The organism is Comamonas aquatica (genome assembly GCF_018064205.1).
In the GTDB taxonomy this organism is placed as follows: domain Bacteria; phylum Pseudomonadota; class Gammaproteobacteria; order Burkholderiales; family Burkholderiaceae_C; genus Comamonas; species Comamonas aquatica.
On record NZ_CP072916.1, the window covers coordinates 2,168,117 to 2,185,757 of the forward strand.

Sequence of the window (17,641 nt, forward strand, 5' to 3'; positions counted from 1 at the left end):
GCCCTTTTTTATTGGGGAAGGTGCCTGAGAGCCACTCTCACAACCCAACCCCTCGGAGATGAAGGCTTGAAATGAGATGCGAAGCCGCAGGCAGCCGCTCCGTACGACCATGCCAAGCGACGCCGTACCCGAGGTAGTGTCAACGACTCTTAGCGGCGCTCGACCAGGGCATGGGCAATCGTGCCCAGGTCCACATACTCCAGCTCGCTGCCCACCGGCACACCGCGCGCCAGCCGCGTCACCTGCACCTGGCGGCCCTGCATCAACTCGGTCACGGCATGCGCCGTGGCCTCACCCTCGGTGGTGAAGCTGGTGGCCAAAATCACCTCCTGCACCACGCCATCGGCCACCCGCTCCAGCAGCCGTGGCAAACCAATGTCCTTGGCACCCACACCGTCCATCGGGGAGATGCGCCCCATCAGCACAAAGTAGTAGCCGCTGTAGGCGCCGGTGCGCTCCATCGCGGCCAGATCGGCCGGTGTCTCCACCACGCACAGGCGCGCGGCATCGCGACCGGCATCACGGCAGATGGGACAGACGGCGTCGTGCGTGAAGGTGTTGCAACGGCTGCAGTGCTGCACCGAATCCACCGCCTCCTGCAAAGCGCGCGAGAGCTCGCGCGCGCCATCCTGGTCGCGCTGCATCAGGTGGAACGCCATGCGCTGGGCCGACTTCACCCCCACGCCAGGCAAGCGGCGCAGGGCCTGGATCAGCGGGTCCAGCGGTTGAAGGTCAGACATGTCTCAAACCCATGTGCCAAGAAAAAGGGAAAGCACCATGGCTTTCCCCTGGGGTCCTGCGGCGCAACGCGCTCAGAAAGGGAACTTCATGCCACCGGGCAGACCGGGCATGCCCGCGGTCAGCTTGGACATCTTTTCATTCGAGGTTTCCTCGGCCTTGCGCACGGCGGCGTTGAACGCAGCAGCCACCAGGTCTTCCAGCATGTCCTTGTCGTCCTGCAGCAGGCTGGGGTCGATGGTCACGCGCTTGACGTCGTGCTTGCAGGTCATCACCACCTTGACCAGACCCGCGCCAGATTCACCTTCCACTTCGATGTTGCCCAGCTCGTCCTGCGCCTTCTTCAGGTTGTCCTGCATGGTCTGGGCTTGCTTCATCAAACCGGCGAGTTGTCCTTTGTTGAACATGGTTGGCTTCCTTTATTTGTCACTCAAAAAATCAGATGCTGCGATGGTGCCATGACTTGGCATGCCCCAGTCCCGGCGCCTGCTATACCGGGCGGATGCTGCCAGGCACGATGGTCGCGCCAAACGTGGTTTGCAGGAACTGCACGTTCGGGTCATTGGCCACCATCGCCTCGGCCTGCAGTTGCCGTGCCTGGGCGCGCGCCTTGTTGCGCAAGGCCGGGGTATCGGTCACCTTGCCGCTTTCCAGCTGCAGGCTGGTGCAGTCGGTGACCTGGGCCAGGGCCTTGGCCAGGCGCTCACGCGCCACCGCCTGGTTCAGTGACGCCCGCTCCACGCGCAGCGTCCACACACCGGCCTCCTGGGCGATCAATTGCGACTGCAAGGCCAGCTCACGCACCAAGGCCGTGATCGCCTGCGCCGCATCCAGCTGCGTGACCACGGCGTGCCAGACGTCACCCAAGGGCGTGGTCTCCACCGCAATGGCCGCGGCCGGTGGCGCCACAGGCTCTGCCACGGCGTCGACAGGCTCACTCTCGGCGGCCATGCCCTCCCAGGGCGCCGCCTCCATGCGCACATCGTCCCACACCGGAGGCTCTGGCTCCTGCGGCTCCACGGCCTGCTCTGGCACATCGTCCCAGGGCGGCGACAGGTCGTCGTCCGCAGAGGTGGCATCGTCCATCGCCACGGCTTCGGGTGGCACCACCACCGGCTCAGCAGCGACTGCCTGCTCGGCGGGTTGGGCAGCCTCCAGCCGCGTGGCTGCGACGGCCGGCTGTGGCTGTGGCTGTGGCTGTGGCTGTGGCTGTGGCTGTGGCTGTGGCTGTGGCTGTGCAGCTTCAGCCTGCAGCGCTGCGCGGTCAGCGGGTTTCAGTGTTTTTTTTTCAGCCAGGGGCGCTGCAGCGCTGGTGGCTGACCCGTTCTGGGGCTTGAAGGCCAACAGCCGCAGCAAGGCCATGGTCAAGGCCGCGTACTCATCCGGCGCCAGGCCCAGCTCCTGCCGGCCGTGCAAACAGATGCTGTAGAGCAGTTGGGTCTCGTCCGCGGGCATCAGCTGCGCCAGGCGCACCATCTCCTGCGCATCGGGGTCGGCAGCATCGCCGGCCGCGGCCATGTCGGGCACGGCCTGCAGCACCGCCATGCGTTGCAGGATGCTGGACATTTCCTCCAGGGTCGAACCCGCCGACACGCCGTTGTAGCGCAGCGTGTCCACCGTCTCCACCACCGTGCGGCCATCGCCCTGCGCCAGGGCTTCAATCAGGCGGAACACATAGCTGCGGTCCACGCTGCCCAGCATCTGGCGCACCGAAGCTTCCTGCAGTTGGCCGCAGCCAAAGGCGATCGCCTGGTCCGTCAGCGACAGCGCATCACGCATGGAACCGCGTGCACCGCGCGCCAGCAGTTTCAGGGCCTGGGGCTCGGCCGCAATGTGTTCCTGGGCCAGCACCTGCGTCAGGTGCTCGAACACCGTATCCGGCGCCATGGGTCGCAGGTTGAACTGCAGGCAGCGCGACAGCACGGTCACCGGCACCTTCTGCGGATCGGTGGTAGCCAACACAAACTTGAGGTACTCCGGCGGCTCCTCCAGGGTCTTTAACATCGCGTTGAAGGCCGTGTTGGTCAGCATGTGCACTTCGTCGATCATGAAGACCTTGAAGCGCCCCTGCACCGGCTTGTACACCGCCTGCTCCAGCAGGCTTTGGACCTCGTCCACGCCCCGGTTGGAGGCCGCGTCCAGCTCGATGTAGTCAGGAAAGCGGCCGCTATCGATTTCCATGCACGCTGGGCAGACGCCACAAGGCGTGGCGGTGATACCACCCTGCCCATCGGCACCCGTGCAATTGAGCGACTTGGCCAAAATGCGCGACACCGTGGTCTTGCCCACGCCGCGCGTGCCGGTGAACAAATAGGCATGGTGCAGACGCTGCTGCGTCAGTGCGTTGCCCAGGGCCTGCACGACATGCTCCTGCCCCACCATTTCGGCGAAGTTGCGGGGACGGTATTTGCGGGCGAGCACGAGATAAGACATGGGGCCGGATTCTACGGGTTGCACGCCGGACACCACCAACACCGGCGGTTTATCTTCGCGCCAACCCGCAGGGGGTCACAACAGGCCCTATAATCCGTCCTTGACAGGCCCCCTCGCATGGGGAAGCAGCCAACCGGGTCAGGTGGGGAACCAAGCAGCCCTAACTGTGAAACCAGTGCCGAGGTAAGGCTTGTCAACTTCGCTTCCGACTCCTCTTACTTGACAAGAGGCCTTGCTCCGAAGCGCACCACTCCCCAGACCATTGCATTCCCACGAGATTTCGCTGCACAGCGGGCCGCCTCGGGCATTTTCGCCTGCATGGTTCTGGATGCGGCTGGACATGCCCTGCCAATCCGGCGCCGCGACCGCACTGCGGCACGGCCCGTGGCCCCGCAGCGCCAGCGCACGGTCGCCCCCTACTCCATAAAAAAGAGAACTGATCACGCAAGGAATAAGCCAGTTTGCACGACAAAAATAGTGCAAATACCGAATCCACGAGCGCCAACAGCTCTCTTTTTTATTATTTACTCCGCCAGGTAGCGCTGGATACCGCGCGCCGCCCGCACGCCCGTTGCAAAGCAGGCGGTCAGCAGGTAGCCACCGGTGGGCGCCTCCCAGTCGATCATTTCGCCGGCACAGAACACCCCAGGCAGCGCCTGGCACATCAGGTCCTCGGACAAGGCCGCCCAGGCGACGCCGCCGGCCGTGCTGATGGCCTCATCCATCGGGCGCGCCGCCACCACGGTGATGGGCAACGCCTTGATGGCATGGGCCAGGCGCACGGGATCGTGCATGTCTTCCTTGGACAGCAGCTCGTACAGCAAGGCGGCCTTGACGCCGTCCAGGCCCAGCCGGCCCTTCAAGTGGCTGGACAGGCTGCGCGAGCCGCGCGGGTGGCGCACCTGCTCCAGCACCTTGTCCGCGCTGAAGGCGGGCAGCAGATCGAGCTGGAACGTGGCGGCGCCATGGCGTTCGATCTCGTCGCGCAGCAGGTGCGAGACGGCATAGACCAGGCTGCCTTCCACCCCGGTGGCCGTGGCCACAAACTCGCCGCGGCGATCGAAGCTGCGCCCCAGACTGTCGGTGAAGCGGATGGCCACCGACTTCAGCGGCGCACCGGCAAAGCGCTGGCTGAAGTACTCACTCCATCCCGGCGCGTTCGCGGACGGCTGCCCCAGCAGCTCCTGCAGGAAGGCGCGGCGGGTTTCGTCCACCGGCAGCGGCGCCGCCGTGCGTCCCACATCAAAACCACAGTTGGCCGACTTCAGCGCGTGCACCTGCACACCCTGCGCCTGCAACAGCGGCACCCAGGCACCATCCGAGCCCAGGCGCGCCCAGCTGCCGCCCCCCAGGGCCAGCAAGGTGGCCCGGGCCTGGACCGGCTGCACGCCGTCGGGCGTGTCCATCACCAGGGTCCGCTCGGCACCCCAACCCTTCCACAGGTGGCGCATGTGGAACACCACGCCCTGGGCACGCAAACGCGCCAGCCAGGCGCGCAGCAAGGGGGCGGCCTTCATGTCGGTCGGGAAGACGCGGCCCGACGTACCCACAAACGTCCCGATGCCCAAACCCTCGGCCCAGGCACGCAACTGGTCGGCGCCAAAGTCCTGCAGCAGCGGCTGCAGCAGGGGCTGCGCATCGCCATAGCGCTCCACAAAGCGCTCGAAGGCCTCCGCATGCGTCAGGTTCAAGCCACCCTTGCCCGCCAGCAGGAACTTGCGCCCCACCGAGGCCTTGCCGTCAAACACATGCACCTTGGTGCCCTGGGCCGACAACAGCTGCGCCGCCATCAGCCCTGCAGGGCCCGCCCCCACAATCGCGACATCGCAGTTCAAAACCGGCAGCACGGCGGCAGCTGACATAGGCATCCTTCTTTCTTCTCATCACCGGCGCGCAGCGCCAAAGGGCAGGCAGCATAACGCCATGGGGAAGACCTGGGGCCGCCCCAGCCATCCGCAGATTGCCTGCCGCTATGGCTTTCATAGGCGTTTTTAGCCAGCCATGCTGCACGTCCGGACATTCGTTTCTGTCACAATTATTGGCAGCATTTTTCTCTGCGCACGCCCGTGCGCAACTGCCCCAACACTCACAACAAGGAACAACTCCATGGCAAGCGAACTCATCAAGCATGTCACTGACGCCAGCTTTGAATCGGACGTGCTGCAACCCGGCAGCACCGTGCTGGTGGACTACTGGGCCGAATGGTGCGGCCCCTGCAAGATGATTGCCCCGATCCTCGACGACGTGGCCAAGAACTACGAAGGCAAGATCACCGTCGCCAAGATGAACGTGGACGAAAACCGTGAAGTGCCCGCCAAGTTCGGCATTCGCGGCATCCCCACGCTGATGATCTTCAAGAACGGCGAGCTGGTGGCCACCAAGGTCGGCGCCCTGGCCAAGCCCCAGCTGACGGCGTTCATCGACCAGCACGTCGCCTGATAAGCGCCTTTGCGCAGCCGTACACACGGCTGCGCGCCCCGCGTGCAGGCCCGTGTCACCCTGCCGCGCGTCCCACTTGTGCGAATGCATGACACAAACTCGTGTGCAGTTCGCTTTCTTTTCCTGTCATAATCAAAACCTGATCACGGCCCAGCGCATTGGCGGCCATTTCCGATCATCCAGGCAAGCCATCGACGTACTGCGCTCTTCGCCGATTACTCTGGCATTCGCCACCTCCCCAGATTTCTTTGAACTCCGCCAAGGAGTAACTCCAGATGCACCTTAACGAACTCAAGGCACTGCACGTGTCTGAAGTCTTGAAGCAGGCCGAAGCGCTTGAGATTGAAAACGTCGGCCGCATGCGCAAGCAGGAACTGATGTTCGCCATCATCAAGAAGCGCGCCAAAGCTGGCGAACAAGTGTTCGCAGACGGCGTGCTGGAAATCCTGCCCGACGGGTTTGGCTTCCTGCGCAGCCCGGACACCAGCTACACCGCCAGCACCGACGACATCTACATCTCGCCCAGCCAGGTTCGCCGCTTCAACCTGCACACCGGTGACATGATCGAAGGTGAAGTGCGCACGCCCAAGGACGGCGAGCGTTACTTTGCACTGACCAAGCTGGACAAGGTCAACGGCAACTCGCCCGAGTCGAACAAGCACAAGGTGATGTTCGAGAACCTCACGCCCCTGTTCCCCAAGGAACAGATGAAGCTGGAGCGCGAGATCAAGAGCGAAGAGAACATCACCGGCCGCATCATCGACATCATTGCCCCGATTGGCCGTGGCCAGCGCGCACTGATCGTGGCCCCGCCCAAGAGCGGCAAGACTGTGATGATGCAGCACATTGCCCACGCCATCACGGCCAACAACCCCGACGTGCACCTGATGGTGCTGCTGGTGGACGAGCGCCCTGAAGAAGTGACGGAGATGCAGCGCTCGGTCAAGGGCGAAATCATCGCCTCGACCTTCGACGAGCCCGCCACCCGCCACGTGCACGTAGCCGAGATGGTGATCGAGCGCGCCAAGCGTCTGGTCGAGCTGAAGAAGGACGTGGTGATCCTGCTGGACTCCATCACCCGTCTGGCCCGCGCCTACAACAACGTCGTGCCCTCGTCGGGCAAGGTGCTGTCGGGTGGTGTGGACTCCAACGCCCTGCAGCGCCCCAAGCGCTTCTTCGGCGCAGCCCGCAATGTGGAAGAAGGCGGCTCACTGACCATCATCGCCACCGCGCTGGTCGACACCGGCTCGCGCATGGACGAAGTGATCTTTGAAGAGTTCAAGGGCACCGGCAACAGTGAAATCCACCTCAGCCGCCGCCTGTACGAAAAGCGCGTGTTCCCTGCGATCGAGCTGTCCAAGAGCGGCACCCGCCGCGAAGAACTGCTGCTGCCGCCCGAAGTGCTGCAAAAGACACGCATCCTGCGCCAGTTCATGTACAACATGGACGAAATCGAGTCCATGGAAATGGTGCTCAAGAGCATGAAGGCCACGAAGAACAACAGCGAATTCTTCGACATGATGCGCCGCGGTGGCTGATACACGCAGCCCCTGAGCACAACCCTCGCCCTTCAGGTTATACTGAGGGGCTTTTTCTTGCGGTAAGTATGTGGGATGCATTTTCGAAACAGAGGTTGTTTCGGGTCCGACACGGCTGCCGCAGTTGACTAAAGGAAGATCATGAAAGAAGGCATCCACCCCAATTACCGCGAAGTTCTGTTCGTTGACCTGTCCAACGGCTTCAAGTTCGTGACACGCTCCTGCGCGAACACCAAGGAAACAGAAACTTTCGAAGGCAAGGAATATCCGCTGTTCAAGCTGGACACCTCCTCGGAATCGCACCCTTTCTACACCGGCACCCAAAAGTCGGTGGACAACATGGGTGGCCGTGTGGAGCGTTTCCGCAACCGCTTCGGCAAGAAGTAATCTTTTACTTCCCCTGCCAAAAGGCAGCCTGGGCAACCGGGCTGCCTTTTTTCTTTGCACGCACCATGACTGCGCGCCTGCAGCAGTCGTGGCATGCTTGGGCACCCAAGTGACCGCACCGATTCATCGCCCCTGATCCGGGGGCGCCGTTTTTTCGCTTTCCATGAACCCACCCTCGCCCGCCATCGTTGCCCAGAATGCCGTTCGCAGCCTCCCGCGCTGGATCATGCTGCTGCTGTGTGCCGCCTACGTGCTGGCCGGCTTTGTGGGCCGCGAACCCTGGCGTGACGTGGACATGGCGGCCTTTGGCTACATGCAGACCCTGGCACACGGCGAGGCGTCGTGGACCCTGCCCCTGCTCGATGGCCTGCGCCCGGAGGCCCCCGGCCTGCTGCAGTACTGGCTGGGCGCTGTGGCCTTGAAGCTGCTGCCAGCCGGCATGCCGGCGGACCTGGTGGTGCGCCTGCCCTTCATACTGCTGCTGGGTCTGGCCTTACTGTGCACCTGGCAGGCCGTCTTCAGCCTGGCGCGCACGCCCGGGGCGCAGCCTGTGGCCTTCGCGTTTGGTGGTGAGGCCTCGCCCACCGACTATGCACGCGCCCTCGCCGATGGGGGCCTGCTGGCCTTGCTGGCCTGCCTGGGGCTGGCCCAGCTGGCACACGAGACCAGCCACACCCTGGTGCAGTTGAGTGCCGTGTGCGCCGTTTTCTTCGCCGCTGCCGCCATGGCCTGGCAACCCAAACTGGCCGCCGTGGCGGCCCTGCTGGGCATGCTGGCGATGGCCCTCGGGGGGGCGCCCGCCATGGCCATGCTGCTGGGCGCAGGCGCCATCACCGTCGCCCTGTCGGCCAGCCAGCCCAGGCTGCCCCACCGCTACAGCTGGGCCGCGTGGTGGCTGCTGTGCATGGCGATTGCAGCGCTCAGCGCCTGGATGCTGGGGCAATGGGGCTACCGCCTGATCAACCCCTGGCAGCAGGGCAAGGATTGGCAGAGCACAGCGCGCATGCTGATGTGGTTCAGCTGGCCCGCCTGGCTGCTGGCCGTGTGGGCCTTGTGGCGCTGGCGCCTGCAGTTGCGCCAGCCGGCACGCCACCCCCACCTGGCCTGGCCGCTGTGGCTGTGGGCCGTGGCCCTGTTCTGCACCATTTTCACCCTCGAAGGTGACCGGGCGCTGATCCTGAGCCTGCCCGCAGTGGCCGCGCTGGCGGCCTTCGCCCTGCCCACGTTCAAGCGCAGCCTGGGCGCCCTGATCGACTGGCTCACACTGTTCTTCTTTACCATCTCCGCCATCACCATCTGGGTGGTCTGGATTTCCGTGCAGACCGGCTTCCCGGCCAAACCGGCAGAGAACGTGCAGCGACTGGCCGTCGGCTTTGAACCGAGCTTTGCCCTGTTCCCCTTCAGCGTGGCCGTGGCCGCGACCATTGCCTGGCTGCTGCTGGTGACCTGGCGCACCCGCCGCCACCGCGCCGCCATCTGGAAGAGCCTGGCCGTCCCCGCCGGGGGTACCGTGCTGGGCTGGGTGCTGCTGATGACGCTGTGGCTGCCCATGCTGGACTATGCACGCAGCTACGCGCCGCATGTGGCGGCCGTGGCCCACTGGGTGCCCCGCGACGTGCAGTGCGTGGGCACGCTGGGCTTCAGCCAGGCGCAGACCGCGGCCTTCCGCTTCCACACCGGCTGGCACCTGGAGCGCGGCCTGCAGCATGCCAGCTCCGCAGGCTGCCAGTGGCTGGTGGCCACGCCGGCGGCGTGGTCGGCCATCGACACCGCCCCGGCTGCGCAGTGGGAGCTGGTGCAAGCCGTCGCCCGGCCAACCGATCGCAAGGACCACCTGCTGGTACTGCGCCAGCGTCCTTGATGCGAGGCGCCCATGCGTGAACTTGCCACCATTGCGCGGCATGCGGGCACCGTGCTGGCCGGACAGCTGGCGGTCATGGCGTTTGGCGTCACCGACACCATCGTCGCCGGCCGTTACTCTTCCGAGGCACTGGCTGCGCTGTCCGTGGCTTCGGCCGTGTTTGTCAGCGTCTACGTTTCGCTGATGGGCGTGCTGCAGGCACTGCTGCCGATCTGGGCTGAACAGCATGGCCGCGGCGACACCACCGCCATCGGCGCGTCCTTCCGCCAGTCGCTGTACCTGGCGCTCGGCTTCACGCTGCTGGGCATGCTGGTGCTGGTCTTTCCCGACCCCATCCTGGCCTGGACCGAAGTGCCTGCCGCGATGCAGGCCGATGTGCGCGCCTACCTCATCATCGTCGGCTGGGCCTTGCCTTCGGCAATGTTCTTTCGCCTCTACACCACCCTCAACCAGGCGCTGGGCCATCCCCAGCTGGTGACCTGGCTGCAGGTCGGCGCACTGGTGCTGAAGGTGCCACTGTCCATCTGGTTCACTTTTGGCGGCTGGGGTATCGGGGCGCAGGGTGCGGCCGGCTGCGCCTGGGCCACGCTGCTGGTGGACTACGCGATTGCCGTGATTGCCGTGGTGCTGATGCGCCGGCAGGCCCTGTACGCCCCGCTGCAGCTGTGGCAGCGCATGGAAGCGCCCGACTGGGCGCGCCTAGCGGCCTTCCTGCGCCTGGGCGTGCCGGCCGGCCTGTCCATCCTGGTGGAGGTCACCTCCTTCACGCTGGTGGCCCTGTTCGTGGCGCGCCTGGGCGCGCTGGCGGCCGCCAGCCACCAGATCGCAGCCAACCTGGCGGCCGTGTGTTACATGGTGCCGCTGTCCCTGGGGATTGCCATCAGCGCCCGCGTCAGCTGGTGGCGCGGCACGGGCAACGAGGCCCAGGCGCAGCGGCTGGCCTGGCTGGGGCTGCGCATCGCCCTGGTCAGCGGCGTGCTGCTGTCGGGCAGCCTGCTGCTGCTGCGCCACCACCTGCCCCAGGTGTACACCGCCGACCCGGCGGTGATCGCCCTGACGGCCACGCTGCTGGCCTGGGTGGCGCTGTACCACGCCGCCGACAGCCTGCAGTGCGTGTGCATTTTCCTGATGCGCTGCTGGCGCGTGACCGTGGCACCGCTGGTGGTCTATTGCAGCCTGCTGTGGGGCGGTGGCCTGGGCGGCGGCTACTGGCTGGCTTACAAAAATGAAGCAACCAGCGCTTATTGGTCCATGAATCCAACACCGTTTTGGATTGGAAGTGCCTCAGCACTTGCGCTGGTAGCTATTATTTTCATTTACCTGCTGTACCGGGTGCTGCGCGCCCACAAGTGAAAAAGCGGCCCGCAGGCCGCTTTCCATCCCGCCGCCAGCAGTTGGCGGACGGCGTGCTCACTTGGGCAGGCGCTCCGGTTCCGCATGCACGCGGCCGCTGTGGCGCAGGCGGTGGGCCGGGAACACGGCGCTGAAGGTTGCGCCGGCACCCAGCTGGCTGTGGATTTCCAGCTTGGCGCCATGGCGCTGCAAGGCGTGCTTGACGATGGCCAGCCCCAGGCCGGTGCCACCGGTGTCGCGTGAGCGGCTGCGGTCCACGCGGTAAAAGCGCTCCGTCAGGCGGCCGATGTGGGCCGGGTCAATCCCGGGACCGGAGTCTTTGACCGAAAAGCGCGCGCCACCGTCCAGCAATCCTTCCCAGCGCACCTCCACGCTGCCCCCGGCCGGGGTGTAGCGCAGCGCATTGCTGATGAGGTTGGAGAAGGCGCTGATCAGTTCGGCCTGCACCCCGGCAATTTCCCAGTCCATGGCCGGGGCCTCGGGCTCGGGAAAGCTCAGGGCGTGGCCCACATTCGCGCCCTTGGTCAGCAGCTTGGACAGGGCGTGGGCCTCCACCGCGCACTGGCGCAGCATCTGACCGACCGGGAGCCAGTCGTTGTAGGTTGGCGGGGGGCTGCCCTCCAGGCGCGACAGCGTCAGCAGGTCCTGCACCAGGTTCTGCATGCGGCCCGCCTGCTGGGCCATCAGCGCCAGGTAATGCTTGTGCTCCTCGGGCGACAGGTCCAGCGTCTGCAGGGTTTCGACAAAACCCACCAGCACCGTCAGGGGCGTGCGGATTTCGTGCGAGACGTTGGCCACGAAGTCGCGGCGCATGGCCTCGGCCTGCTCCAGCGCCGTGATGTCGCGCGCCAGCAGCAGGTGCCGCCCCACCCCGTAGGGGTAGATGTGCACCGACAGCATGACGGGCCGCGAGGGCGAGCTGTCGCGCCCCGCCATCAGCACCGGGTAGGTGAAGTCCTGGTGCGCCCAGTAGCTGCTGAAGGCCGGGTCGCGCACCAGGTTGCCAATCGACTGCTGGATGTCGCGCTGGGCATCAAAGCCGAAATGGCGCTCGGCCATGCGGTTGCACCACTCGATGTGGCCTTCGGCATCCATCAGCACCAGCCCGTTGGGGCTGGCCTGCAGCGCCGCCAGGATGTCCTGCACGCGCTGCTCGGCCGCGGCGGCGGCCTGTTCGCGCGTGCGCACGGCGCGGCGGACGTAGGTGGCCACCATGCTCCAGACGCCCTTGAGCGCCGGGAACGCCGCCAGCTCTCCGGCCATCAGCCACTGGCGCAGTCGTTCGACCTGCCAGTGGTCCCAGAGCATCCACAGCCAGGTGGCCAGCAAAGCGCCCGCCAGGGCGGCCCAGGGGCCCCACAGCCAGCCCGCCGTGCCCGCCAGCACGGCCTGCAGCACCAGCACTTCCATCCAACGCCATGCCAACATCACAAATCCTCAGCTCGCCTGGCGCGACGACAAGCGATAGCCCGCACCGCGCACGGTTTCCACCAGCCCGCCCGCGTCGCCCAGGGCCTCGCGCAGGCGCTTGATGTGCACATCCACCGTGCGTTCCTCGATGAACACATGGTCGCCCCACACCTTGTCCAGCAACTGGGCGCGGCTGTGCACGCGCTCGGGGTTGTGCATCAGGTGGTTGAGCAGCTTGAACTCCGTGGGGCCCAACTTCAGCGGCTGCTCCCGGAAGCTCACGCGGTGGGTTTCCCCGTCCAGCACCAGCTCGCCCACCTGCACGCGTTCGCCCGCCTGCTCGGGCGTGCGACGGCGCAGCACGGCGCGGATGCGCGCCAGCAGCTCCTGCGTGGAAAACGGCTTGGTGATGTAGTCGTCCGCACCGGCATCCAGCCCGGCGATCTTGTCGGGCTCGTCCCCGCGTGCCGTCAGCATCAGGATGGGCACATGCTTGCTGCGGGGGTCGGCCCGCCACTTGCGCGCCAGGTTCAGGCCGCTGGAGCCGCCGGGCAGCATCCAGTCCAGCAAGATGACATCGGGCAGGGCCGCATCCAGTTCACGCTGGGCACTCACTCCGTCTTCGGCCCACAACGGCGCAAAGCCGTTGTGGCGCAGATTCACGGCAATCAGCTCGGCAATGGCTGGCTCGTCTTCGACGATCAGTACTTGCGGCAGTTTCTTCATGCTTGTTTACCTGAGCTTGTTTAACGCACGGTGGACTCGATCACCGCCATGGACTGGTGGCGGATGTCCTTGCCTTCCACCAGATAGATGATGAGTTCGGCCACATTCTTGGAATGGTCGCCAATGCGTTCGATCGCCTTGGCCAGGAACAGCAGGTCCAGGCTGGGCGAGATGGTGCGCGGGTCTTCCATCATGTAGGTGACCAGTTTGCGCACGAAGCCATCAAACTCGTTGTCGATCAGGTCATCTTCCTTCAGGATGGCCAGGGCCGCCTTGGTGTCCAGCCGCGCCAGTGCATCCAGGGCCTTGCGCAGCAGGCCCGAGGCCATCTCGGCGGCCACGCGCAGCTCGCTGGTGGGCAGGGTGCGGGCCGCGCCGCTCTCGATGATGGACTTGACCATGCGCGCCATCTTGTGCGCCTCGTCGCCCATGCGCTCCAGGTTGGCAGTGACCTTGGAAAAGGCCATCAGCATGCGCAGGTCGCGCGCCGTGGGCTGGCGGCGGCCGATGATGGAGGACAGCTCGTAGTCGATCTCCACCTCCATGGCATTCACGCGCTCTTCCAGCGCGGCGACCTGTTCCACGGCCTCCAGGTTGAACTGGGTCAGGGCAAAGATGGCCTGGCTGATCTGGCGCTCCACGATCCCGCCCAGCTCCATCACCCGAGTGGAAATACGATTGAGTTCGCTGTCGAACTGGGTCGACAAGTGCTTGTCTGGCATGTCTCTGTCTCCTCTGGGGTCAGCCGAATCGGCCGGTGATGTAGTCTTCGGTTTCGCGGCGCTGGGGCTTGAAGAACATTTGTTCGGTCTCGCCGAACTCCACCAGATCGCCCAGGTACATGTAGGCGGTGTAGTCGCTGCAACGCGCAGCCTGTTGCATGTTGTGCGTGACGATGACCACGGTGTAGTCGTCCTTGAGTTCGGCGATCAGCTCTTCCACCTTGGCGGTGGAAATCGGATCCAGCGCCGAGCAGGGCTCGTCCAGCAAGAGCACCTCGGGCTTGATGGCGATGCCGCGCGCAATGCACAGGCGCTGCTGCTGGCCGCCGGACAGGCTGGCGCCGCTTTGGTGCAGCTTGTCCTTGACCTCGGTCCACAGTGCCGCCTTGCGCAAGGCCCACTCCACGCGCTCGTCCATGTCGGCCGCATCCAGGCTTTCGAACAGCTTCACGCCAAACGCGATGTTGTCATAGATGGACATGGGGAACGGCGTGGGCTTCTGGAACACCATGCCGACCTTGGCGCGGATCAGTGCCACGTCCTGCTTGCTGGTCAGCAGGTTCTCGCCGTCCAGCAGGATCTGGCCTTCTGCACGTTGCTCGGGGTACAGCTCATACATGCGGTTGAAGGTGCGCAGCAGCGTGGACTTGCCGCAGCCCGAAGGGCCGATGAAGGCCGTGACCTTCTTTTCCGGAATTTCCAGGTTGATGTTCTTCAGGGCGTGGAACTTGCCGTAGTAGAAGTTCAGGTCACGCACCGACAGCTTGGCGCGACCCGCGATCGGCGCAATGGCCGGGGCCATCAGAGGGGTTGTAGACATCGTGAAATCCTTGCGGTTTTATTTCTGGCGCGTGAGCACGCGGGCCAGGATATTCAGGCCCAGCACGGCCAAGGTGATCAGGAAAACGCCGGCCCATGCCAACTGCTGCCAGTTTTCATAGGGGCTCATGGCAAACTTGAAGATGGTCACTGGCAGGCTGGCCATGGGCTTGGACAGATCGCCGTTCCAGAACTGGTTGTTCAGCGCCGTGAACAGCAGCGGCGCGGTCTCGCCCGCAATGCGCGCCACCGCCAGCAACACGCCGGTGATGACCCCGGCCCGCGCGGCGCGCAGCGTGATGGCGCTGATCACCTTCCACTTGGGCGTGCCCAGGGCATAGGCCGCTTCACGCAGCGCCGACGGCACCAGGGTGAGCATGTTCTCGGTGGTACGGATCACCACCGGAATCACGATCAGCGCCAGCGCCACGATGCCGGCATAGGCCGAGAAGCTGCGGAACTTGGCCACCACCACGGCATACACGAACAGGCCGATCACGATGGAGGGCGCCGACAGCAGGATGTCGTTCACAAAGCGCGTGGTGCTGGCCAGCCAGCTGCGCTTGTCGTATTCGGCCAGGTAGACCCCGGCCATCACCCCGATGGGGGTGCCCACGCCCGTGGCCAGCGCCACCATGACGAAGGAACCGAAGATGGCGTTGGCCAGGCCCCCGGCCTCGTTGGGCGGCGGCGTCATCTCGGAGAACAGCGTCAGGCTCAGCCCGCCCAGACCCAGGCGGATGGTTTCCCACAGGATCCAGATCAGCCAGAACACGCCAAAGGCCATGGCGCCCAGGGACAGCCCCAGGGCGATCTGGTTCACGCGCTTGCGCACCGCATAGCGGGCCTGGCGCTCGGCGGTCTTTTGCTCCGCGGCGATCAATTTTTGGCTGGAGGAACTCATGTGCGTGCCCCTTCATTCTTTTGCAGGCGGTTGAGCAGCATCTTCGACAGCGCCAGCACGATGAAGGTGATGAAGAACAGGGCCAGGCCCAGGTAGATCAGCGAAGCCTGGTGCAGGCCCTCACCGGCTTCGGCGAACTCGTTGGCCAGGGCCGAGGTGATGCTGTTGGCCGCCTCGAACATGGACACCGAATTGAGCTGGTTCATGTTGCCGATCACGAAGGTCACGGCCATGGTCTCACCCAGCGCACGGCCCAGACCCAGCATGACGCCGCCCAGCACACCGGCCTTGGTATAGGGCAGCACCACCTTCCAGACCACCTCCCAGGTGGTGGAGCCCAGACCGTAGGCCGACTCCTTGAGCAGCGCGGGAGTCACCTCGAACACATCGCGCATCACCGAAGCGATGAAGGGGATGATCATGATGGCCAGGATGATGCCGGCCGACAGGATGCCAATGCCCACGGGCGGGCCGGACACCAGCGCACCCAGGTAGGGCACGCCGTCAAACAGTGCCTGCAGCGGCTGTTGCACATAGGTGGCCAGCACCGGGCCGAACACCATCAAACCCCACATGCCGTAGACGATGGAAGGCACGGCGGCCAGCAGCTCGATGGCCGTGCCCAGAGGGCGCTTGAGCCAGTTGGGGGCCAGTTCGGTCAGGAACAGGGCAATCCCGAAGCTCACGGGCACGGCGATGATCAGCGCAATCAGCGAGGTCATCAAGGTGCCATAAATCATGACCAGACCGCCGTACTGGTCCTGCACGGGGTCCCATTCGGTGCGGGTGAAAAAGCCCAGGCCGTATTCGCTGATGGCCGGCCAGGCGCCCACCAGCAGCGACCCCATGATGGCCAGCAACAGGCCCAGCGTGAGCAGGGCCGCACCCTTGGCCAACCAGGCGAACAAACGGTCTGCAAAGCTGGAGGGCAGCCATGCGTTCTTGCGTGGAGCTGGCGACGGCTGGGCGATCGACCGGGGGCGGTCCGCCGACTCGGCAGCTGCGGAAGACATGATGGAGGACACGGGGGTCACCTCTTTACAAAAAACAAGACCTGCCAGACGCAAGGACTGCGTCCGGCAGGAAGCGACTGTTCAAGTCAGCCGTTTACTTCCAAGCCACAGGCTTGCCAGAAGCATCCTTGATCTCACCCCAGGCCTTGAACACTTGCGTCTTCACCGAGTCGGGCATGGGCACATAGTCCAGACCGCTGGCGGTGGCGTCGCCGCTCTTGTAGGCCCAGTCGAAGAACTTCAAGGCGGTGGCAGCCTGGGCGGGCTTGTCCTGGCTCTTGTGCATCAGGATGAAGGTGGCGCTGGTGATGGGCCATGCGTCCTTGCCAGGCTGGTTGGTCAGGATCTGGTAGAAGCTCTTGCTCCAGTCCGCGCCCGCAGCAGCGGCCTTGAAGGACGCTTCGTTGGGGGCCACAAAGTTGCCTTCGCTGTTTTGCAGCTGGGCGAACACCAGGTTGTTTTGCTTGACGTACGCGTATTCCACGTAGCCAATCGAGTTGGCCAGGCGACCCACGAACGCGGCCACGCCTTCGTTGCCCTTGCCACCGGCACCGGTGGGCCAGTTCACAGCCTTGCCCTCGCCCACTTTGTCTTTCCACTCGGCGTTCACCTTGCTCAGGTAGTTGGTGAAGCCAAAGGTGGTGCCGGAGCCATCGGCGCGGCGCACGGGGGAAATCTTGGCATCGGGCAGGGGCACACCGGGGTTCAGGGCCACGATGGCGGGGTCGTTCCAGCTGCTGATCTTGCCCAGGTAGATGTCACCCAGGATCTGGCCGTTCAGCTTCAGCTGGCCGGGCTTCAGGCCCTTGATGTTGACCACGGGCACGATGCCGCCGATCACGGTGGGGAACTGCACCAGGCCCTTGGCCTGCAGATCTGCATCCTTCAGGGGTTCGTCCGAAGCGCCGAAGTCCACGGTCTTGGCTTCGATCTGCTTCAGGCCGGCGCTGGAGCCCACGGACTGGTAGTTGATCTTCACACCGGTGGCCTTGTTGTAGTCGGCCGCCCACTTGGAGTACAGGGGTGCGGGGAAGCTGGCGCCAGCACCGGTGGATTCTTGTGCAGCAGCCACGTTGAGCAAACCGCCCGATACCAGGGCACCGGTCACCAAAACACGCATCATGGACATTTTCATGTAAGCACCTCTCTAGGTTGCAGAACAAGGTTGAAGAAAGCTCGATGACGTGAATGTAAGAATCCTTTGTGACATGTCTGTGACATGCATAAATTTATGTCCGCAGGCCAAAAAACCACAACGCGGGGTTTCAAAAACCCGTCACAGTCGCGTCACATCCGCG

Annotated in this window: 16 protein-coding genes and 1 other RNA gene; 6 read left to right on the top strand and 11 right to left on the bottom strand. The window is 64.7% G+C overall.

All coding sequences use genetic code 11. The annotated features are described in order from the left end of the window. Window positions 1-149 precede the first annotated feature (149 nt). The 3 genes from recR to dnaX form a co-directional block, all read right to left on the bottom strand. Window positions 150-740, bottom strand: a complete 591-nt coding sequence (gene recR / locus KAQ61_RS10295; RefSeq protein WP_210929113.1) for a recombination mediator RecR — start codon at window positions 738-740, stop codon at window positions 150-152. Between the two features lie 72 nt (window positions 741-812). Further along, complete coding sequence (locus KAQ61_RS10300) at window positions 813-1,145, bottom strand: YbaB/EbfC family nucleoid-associated protein (protein WP_042416157.1); 333 nt, start codon at window positions 1,143-1,145, stop codon at window positions 813-815. 82 nt (window positions 1,146-1,227) lie between these two features. Then, entirely contained in the window at window positions 1,228-3,171 is a 1,944-nt protein-coding gene (gene dnaX / locus KAQ61_RS10305; RefSeq protein ID WP_210929114.1) for a DNA polymerase III subunit gamma/tau, read from the bottom strand. Between the two features lie 102 nt (window positions 3,172-3,273). On the opposite strand from dnaX, the gene ffs reads away from it, so the two are divergent. Beyond that, an RNA gene (gene ffs, locus KAQ61_RS10310) (signal recognition particle sRNA small type) lies at window positions 3,274-3,369 on the top strand. A 326-nt stretch (window positions 3,370-3,695) separates the two neighbouring features. On the opposite strand, the gene KAQ61_RS10315 is transcribed toward ffs, so the two are convergent. Continuing rightward, window positions 3,696-5,033: a TIGR03862 family flavoprotein gene (locus KAQ61_RS10315; RefSeq protein ID WP_244982862.1), complete on the bottom strand. Its 1,338-nt coding sequence runs from the start codon at window positions 5,031-5,033 to the stop codon at window positions 3,696-3,698. 244 nt (window positions 5,034-5,277) lie between these two features. On the opposite strand from KAQ61_RS10315, the gene trxA reads away from it, so the two are divergent. The 5 genes from trxA (at window position 5,278) to KAQ61_RS10340 (ending at window position 10,749) form a co-directional block, all read left to right on the top strand. Then, entirely contained in the window at window positions 5,278-5,610 is a 333-nt protein-coding gene (gene trxA, locus KAQ61_RS10320; RefSeq protein ID WP_043384947.1) for a thioredoxin TrxA, read from the top strand. Between the two features lie 275 nt (window positions 5,611-5,885). Continuing rightward, on the top strand, window positions 5,886-7,148 hold the full coding sequence (rho, locus tag KAQ61_RS10325) for a transcription termination factor Rho (protein ID WP_042419847.1): 1,263 nt from the start codon (window positions 5,886-5,888) through the stop codon (window positions 7,146-7,148). 141 nt (window positions 7,149-7,289) lie between these two features. Next, the gene (locus KAQ61_RS10330; protein ID WP_042419852.1) at window positions 7,290-7,535 is read left to right on the top strand and encodes a type B 50S ribosomal protein L31; all 246 of its coding nucleotides are present in this window, start codon (window positions 7,290-7,292) and stop codon (window positions 7,533-7,535) included. 163 nt (window positions 7,536-7,698) lie between these two features. Beyond that, entirely contained in the window at window positions 7,699-9,396 is a 1,698-nt protein-coding gene (locus KAQ61_RS10335) for a hypothetical protein (protein ID WP_210929116.1), read from the top strand. Between the two features lie 12 nt (window positions 9,397-9,408). Continuing rightward, entirely contained in the window at window positions 9,409-10,749 is a 1,341-nt protein-coding gene (locus tag KAQ61_RS10340; RefSeq protein WP_210929117.1) for an MATE family efflux transporter, read from the top strand. Between the two features lie 57 nt (window positions 10,750-10,806). On the opposite strand, the gene phoR is transcribed toward KAQ61_RS10340, so the two are convergent. The 7 genes from phoR to pstS all read right to left on the bottom strand — a co-directional run bounded on the left by phoR (window position 10,807) and on the right by pstS (window position 17,478). Continuing rightward, the gene (gene phoR / locus KAQ61_RS10345; RefSeq protein WP_420839410.1) at window positions 10,807-12,174 is read right to left on the bottom strand and encodes a phosphate regulon sensor histidine kinase PhoR; all 1,368 of its coding nucleotides are present in this window, start codon (window positions 12,172-12,174) and stop codon (window positions 10,807-10,809) included. 12 nt (window positions 12,175-12,186) lie between these two features. Beyond that, entirely contained in the window at window positions 12,187-12,885 is a 699-nt protein-coding gene (gene phoB, locus KAQ61_RS10350; RefSeq protein WP_043384957.1) for a phosphate regulon transcriptional regulator PhoB, read from the bottom strand. Between the two features lie 20 nt (window positions 12,886-12,905). Then, window positions 12,906-13,607, bottom strand: coding sequence for a phosphate signaling complex protein PhoU (gene phoU, locus KAQ61_RS10355; RefSeq protein WP_042419860.1), 702 nt, complete (start codon window positions 13,605-13,607; stop codon window positions 12,906-12,908). A gap of 19 nt (window positions 13,608-13,626) precedes the next feature. Further along, the gene (pstB, locus tag KAQ61_RS10360; RefSeq protein WP_045267077.1) at window positions 13,627-14,427 is read right to left on the bottom strand and encodes a phosphate ABC transporter ATP-binding protein PstB; all 801 of its coding nucleotides are present in this window, start codon (window positions 14,425-14,427) and stop codon (window positions 13,627-13,629) included. 18 nt (window positions 14,428-14,445) lie between these two features. Continuing rightward, window positions 14,446-15,330 carry a phosphate ABC transporter permease PstA gene (pstA, locus tag KAQ61_RS10365; protein WP_042419867.1) on the bottom strand — a complete coding sequence of 295 codons (885 nt, stop codon included), beginning with the start codon at window positions 15,328-15,330 and terminating at the stop codon, window positions 14,446-14,448. Further along, window positions 15,327-16,343 carry a phosphate ABC transporter permease PstC gene (pstC, locus tag KAQ61_RS10370; protein ID WP_225890751.1) on the bottom strand — a complete coding sequence of 339 codons (1,017 nt, stop codon included), beginning with the start codon at window positions 16,341-16,343 and terminating at the stop codon, window positions 15,327-15,329. The genes pstA and pstC overlap by 4 nt, the downstream gene beginning before the upstream one ends. Before the next feature lie 94 nt (window positions 16,344-16,437). Continuing rightward, window positions 16,438-17,478 carry a phosphate ABC transporter substrate-binding protein PstS gene (gene pstS, locus KAQ61_RS10375; RefSeq protein WP_043384963.1) on the bottom strand — a complete coding sequence of 347 codons (1,041 nt, stop codon included), beginning with the start codon at window positions 17,476-17,478 and terminating at the stop codon, window positions 16,438-16,440. Window positions 17,479-17,641 lie beyond the last annotated feature (163 nt).